The following is a 625-nucleotide window of genomic DNA, read 5'->3' as shown; positions in this document are numbered from 1 at the left end:
CCCACAACGGTCAATGACAAAGATCAGATGCCAAATCTTATCGGCAATCTGGATGACCTAAGTCACGTGCTTACAACTGATATTACGTATATTCAGTTGACCGATAAGACATGGGTCTACATGGCGAGTTCGTATGATCCAGAAAACCGTAAGGTGCTGTCATATCAAATCGCAGACACAATGACAGCCCAATTGGCGACCTCAGTCATCACTAAGGCGCTGCGGCGTGGTAAAAAGCCACTGTATGTGCATAGCGATATGGGAATTCAATACACCAGAGAATTGTTTGAAAACACACTGGAGTCCGTTGGCATTAGGCATTCTTATTCCCGTAAAGGATACCTTACGATAACGCCCGCATTGAAAGCTTCCACTCGTTGCTCAAGCGAGGACTGGGCTATCAACGGGCATTTGAGAGCATAAACGATGTGTAAGCTGCGGTTGGCTGGTACATCAACTAGTACAACAACATCCGTATATCACTTCGTGATGTCGCCTAGACCAATTTCTATATGACATAAACACGATTACCCCAAATCTGAATTAATTCAGACTTGGGATATAATTTAGCTTGAATTTACAATTCAAGTGCAACACTAAGCTAAATAAAAACTGACTCATAATG

At 42.7% G+C, this 625-nt stretch carries 1 protein-coding gene; it reads left to right on the top strand.

The window, feature by feature from the left end:
* Positions 1–423: DDE-type integrase/transposase/recombinase (locus tag EST42_RS06740; RefSeq protein ID WP_134644776.1), on the top strand; the 423-nt coding region annotated here is incomplete at its 5' end.
* Positions 424–625: the final 202 nt, after the last annotated feature.

The sequence above is a fragment of the Weissella cibaria genome (assembly GCF_004521965.1).
Lineage (GTDB): Bacteria > Bacillota > Bacilli > Lactobacillales > Lactobacillaceae > Weissella > Weissella cibaria_A.
Note: the sequence above shows the minus strand (reverse complement) of the source record. Positions and strands in the feature narration are given on the sequence as shown.